Source organism: Micromonospora craterilacus, from assembly GCF_003236315.1.
Lineage (GTDB): Bacteria > Actinomycetota > Actinomycetes > Mycobacteriales > Micromonosporaceae > Micromonospora > Micromonospora craterilacus.
Window position 1 is genome coordinate 1 of sequence record NZ_POTY01000360.1, and the last position, 4,323, is coordinate 4,323.

The 4,323-nt window shown below is 71.2% G+C and carries 3 protein-coding genes; 1 reads left to right on the plus strand and 2 read right to left on the minus strand.

The features are described 5' to 3' along the window. Positions 1–1,892 (minus strand): aspartate--tRNA ligase (gene aspS / locus C1I95_RS32075; protein ID WP_233514016.1); only part of this gene is annotated, 1,892 nt, incomplete at its 3' end. 215 nt (positions 1,893–2,107) lie between these two features. Continuing rightward, positions 2,108–3,160, minus strand: coding sequence for a S1 family peptidase (locus tag C1I95_RS32080; protein WP_111219641.1), 1,053 nt, complete (start codon positions 3,158–3,160; stop codon positions 2,108–2,110). A 246-nt stretch (positions 3,161–3,406) separates the two neighbouring features. On the opposite strand from C1I95_RS32080, the gene C1I95_RS32085 reads away from it, so the two are divergent. Beyond that, a complete protein-coding gene (locus C1I95_RS32085) occupies positions 3,407–4,237 on the plus strand; it encodes an SGNH/GDSL hydrolase family protein (protein ID WP_111219643.1) in 831 nt (276 codons plus the stop codon). Positions 4,238–4,323: the final 86 nt, after the last annotated feature.

Here is a 4,323-nt window from a genome sequence, read left to right on the forward strand (position 1 = left end):
CCGCCGGAGCCGGCGGCGGCGGTCACCAGGTCACGCGGGGCGTCGGCCGGGTCGTTGACCTCGTTGGCCGGGGAGGCGCTGGCCGGGAAGGATTCGGCGCTGGCCTCGGCGGCCGGGCCGGCGGTGCCGGTGTGCGGGGCCTGCTGCGGCTTGGGCTTGGCGTCGATGCCGGCCTCGGCGCGCTGCTGGGCGGTGATCGGGGTGGGCGCGCCGGTCAGCGGATCGAAGCCGCCGCGGGTCTTCGGGAAGGCGATCACCTCGCGGATCGAGTCGGCCCCGGAAAGCAGCATGCAGACCCGGTCCCAGCCGAACGCGATGCCGCCGTGCGGGGGCGGGCCGTAGCTGAACGCCTCCAGCAGGAAGCCGAACTTGTCCTGCGCCTCCTCCGGCGTGATGCCGAGCAGCTCGAAGACCCGCTGCTGCACGTCGCGCCGGTGGATACGGATCGAGCCGCCGCCGATCTCGTTGCCGTTGCAGACGATGTCGTACGCGTACGCCAGGGCCCGGTCCGGCGCCTCCTCGAACCGGTCGACCCACTCGGCGTTCGGCGAGGTGAACGGGTGGTGCACCGCCGTCCAGCCACCCTCGTCCGTCTTCTCGAACATCGGCGCGTCGACCACCCAGCAGAACGCCCAGGCACTCTCGTCGACCAGGCCGGACCGCCGGGCGATCTCGATCCGGGCCGCGCCGAGCAGCTCCTGCGCCTCCCGGGTCTCGGCACTGGCAGCGAAGAAGATCGCGTCGCCGGGCTTGGCGCCGACCGCGTCGGCCAGCCCGGCCAGGTGCTCGGCCGACAGGTTCTTCGCCACCGGCCCGCGCGCCTCGCCCGTCTCGGCGTCGAGCACCACGTACGCCAGGCCCTTCGCGCCGCGCGCCTTGGCCCAGTCCTGCCAGCCGTCCAGCTCCTTGCGGGTCTGCGCGGCACCGCCCGGCATGACCACCGCGCCGACGTACCCGCCCGCGTCGATCGCGCCGGCGAAGACCCGGAACTGGGTGCCGCGCAGGTAGTCGGTCAGCTCGGTCAGCTCGACGCCGTAGCGCAGGTCAGGCTTGTCCGACCCGTACCGCGCCATCGCGTCGTGCCAGGTGATCCGCGGGATCGGGCGAGGGATCTCGTACCCGGCCAGGTCGGACCAGAGGGCCGCGACGATCGCCTCGCCGAGGTCGATCACGTCGTCCTCGGTGACGAAGGACATCTCGATGTCGAGCTGGGTGAACTCCGGCTGCCGGTCGGCCCGGAAGTCCTCGTCGCGGTAGCAGCGGGCGATCTGGTAGTACCGCTCCATGCCGCCGACCATCAGCAGCTGCTTGAACAGCTGCGGGGACTGCGGCAGCGCGTACCAGCTGCCGGGCTGCAGGCGCACCGGGACCAGGAAGTCGCGGGCGCCCTCCGGGGTGGACCGGGTCAGCGTCGGGGTCTCGATCTCCAGGAAGTCCCGCTCGTGCAGCACCGTCCGGGCCAGCTGGTTGGCGCGCGAGCGCAGCCGCATGGCCCGGGCCGGGCCGCTGCGGCGCAGGTCGAGGTAGCGGTACTTGAGCCGGATGTCGTCGCCGGCGACCACCTGGTCGTCCACCGGCAGCGGCAGCGGGGCCGCCTCGGAGAGCACCTCCAGCTCGGTCGCGGTCACCTCGACCTCGCCGGTGGGCAGTTCCGGGTTCTCGTTGCCCTCGGGTCGCCGGGTCACCTCGCCGACGACCTTGACGCAGTACTCGTTGCGCAGCGCGTGCGCGTCTTCCTCGCGGAACACCACCTGGACCACGCCGGAGCCGTCCCGCAGGTCGACGAAGATGACCCCGCCGTGGTCGCGCCGGCGGGCCACCCACCCGGCCAGCGTCACCGTGGTGCCGGCGTCCGTCGCGCGCAGGCTGCCGGCGTCATGGGTACGGATCACGACGTGCGTCTCCCTCGTCTGCTCTACGTCTGACTCCCGGCATTCTGTCAGCACGCAGGCGCTCGCGTTCCCCGGGTGTAAGGAAGGGCCCCTTCTTAACGCCTCGTGCATAGCAAGGGCCCCCTGTTAACACCGCCGGGTACGCGGGCGGGCCGCCGGAGGAGGAATCCGGCGGCCCGCTGGCAGAGGAGCAAGGTCGATGGTGCGGGAGAGGGTCAGTAGACGCTGACGCCGTAGGCGCTCAGCACCGGACCGACCGGCTGGAAGTACGTGGTGCCGCCGCTGGTGCAGTTGCCGCTGCCGCCCGAGGTCAGGCCGAGCGCGATGGTGCCGCTGAACAGCGAGCCGCCGCTGTCGCCCGGCTGGGCGCAGACGGTGGTCCGGATCAGGCCGCGGACCTGACCCTCGGCGTAGTTGACCGTGGCGTTGAGCGCGGTCACCGAGCCGCTACGCACGCCGGTGGTGCTGCCGGAGCGCGACACCGACTGGCCGACGTACGCGCTGCCGGACGCGGTGATGTCGCGGTAGGTGCCGTTGTAGAGGTAGACGTTGCCCGGCTGCACGACGCTCTGGTTGCTGTACCGGACGATGCCGTAGTCGTTGCCCGGGAAGCTGCTGCCGGCACGGGTGCCCAGCAGCGCGGTCTGCGCCGAGTTGCTGTACCAGTTCGCGGCGATGTTGGTGCAGTGGCCGGCGGTGATGAAGTAGTAGGTGCTGCCGGACCGCACGTTGAAGCCGAGCGAGCAGCGCCCGCCACCCTGCGCGTAGATGGCCTCGCCGCCCGAGATGCGGGTGCTCAGCACGCCGGCCTCGGCCTCGATGCGTACCGCGCCGTTGGAACGCGCGGCGGCGGCCTTGACCCGCTCCAGCTTCGCGCCGGTCACCGTGCTGTCCACGGAGACGACGACCTGGTTGGTGGCCGCGTCGGTCCACCAGGCGGTGCCGGGGATCGCGGCGGAGCGGTCCAGCTCGGCGGTGGCCCGGTTCAGCTCCGCGGCACCGCGCTTGACCATCTTCGGGGTGGCGCCGGCGGCGGCCACCTGGCGGGCCGCGACGGCGTCGGTCACCGCGACGACCATCTTGCCGGCGGAGTCGGCGTAGGCGCCGGCGGCACGGTCGCCGAGCCGCTCGGCGAGGGCGGCCGCGGCGTCGGGTGAGGCGGACGCGGGTGCCGCCTGGGCAGGCGTGCCGGCCAGCACGCCGGCGACCAGAGTTCCGGCCGCGGCGACGGTGACGACGCGGCGCAGCATTGACCTTGTGGGTCGCATGTAACAGCCTCCCGGATGGGGGTTGGGGGCCCTGTCATGGCGACAAGGCAGGGGGCAACTCGGCCACCTGGGGAAACGGCCAAGCGAGGGAAAGTATTCACATATTTAAGATCGTAAGCAAGGCCACCCTTTGCCCGAATTTCATCTCCCGACGGGCGCAACCTCTCCGCAGCATTGTGGACACAGACGGTCATCTATACGCTCTGGTCACCGCCACAATCCGGCAACCGTGAACCGGAGGCCACCATGACCCTCGTCCGACGCGCGCTGGCCACCCTCGCCGGCGTCACCGCCCTCGTCCTGCTCGCCACCAGCCCGGCCGTGGCCGATCCCGGCCCGCCGCCGACCTCGATGGCGAGTCTCGGTGACTCCATCACCCGCGGCTTCAACGCCTGCGGGTGGTACGTCGACTGCACCAGCCGCTCGTTCAGCACCGGCGACTACTCCACCGTGAACAGCCACTACCTGCGTATCCGCGCGGTCAGCCCAGGCATCAACGGCCGCAACAACAACGCCGCCCGCACCGGAGCGAAGTCCGCCGACCTGTACGGCCAGGCCGGCACCGCGGTCAGCCAGGGGGTCGGCTACGTCACCATCCTGATCGGCGCGAACGACGCCTGCACCAGCTCGGAGTCGACGATGACCTCGGTGGCCGCCTTCCGGGCGAACATCGACTCCGCACTGAGCCGGCTCAAGACCGGCCTGCCGAACGCCCGGGTCTTCGTGATCAGCATCCCGGACGTGCACCGACTCTGGTCGGTCGGCAAGGACAGCAGCAGCGCCCGCAGCGCCTGGTCGCTCTTCGGCATCTGCCAGTCCATCCTGGCCAACCCGACCTCCACCGCCCAGGCGGACGTCGACCGGCGCAACCGCGTCCGGCAGCGGGTGATCGACTTCAACGGCCAACTCGCGGCGGCCTGCACGGCGTACGGGTCGAACTGCAAGTACGACGGCAACGTCGTGTTCGGCTACCCGTTCACCCTCGCCCAGCTCTCCGGCTGGGACTACTTCCACCCCAACGCCACCGGCCAGCAAGTCCTCGCCACCGTCTCCTACCCCGCCGGCTTCGCCTGGTAACCCACCCCTCCCTAGCCGCGATCTTGCACTTTCCGTCGGCCCGAACCGGGACATCAGACCCATAACGGCGACCGAAAGTGCAAGAT

Bases quoted from the DNA above. Each gene is read 5' to 3' on its own strand.
- C1I95_RS32085 (WP_111219643.1), top strand. From the start codon at position 3,407: ATGACCCTCGTCCGACGCGCGCTGGCCACCCTCGCCGGCGTCACCGCC.
- C1I95_RS32080 (WP_111219641.1), bottom strand. From the start codon at position 3,160: ATGCGACCCACAAGGTCAATGCTGCGCCGCGTCGTCACCGTCGCCGCG.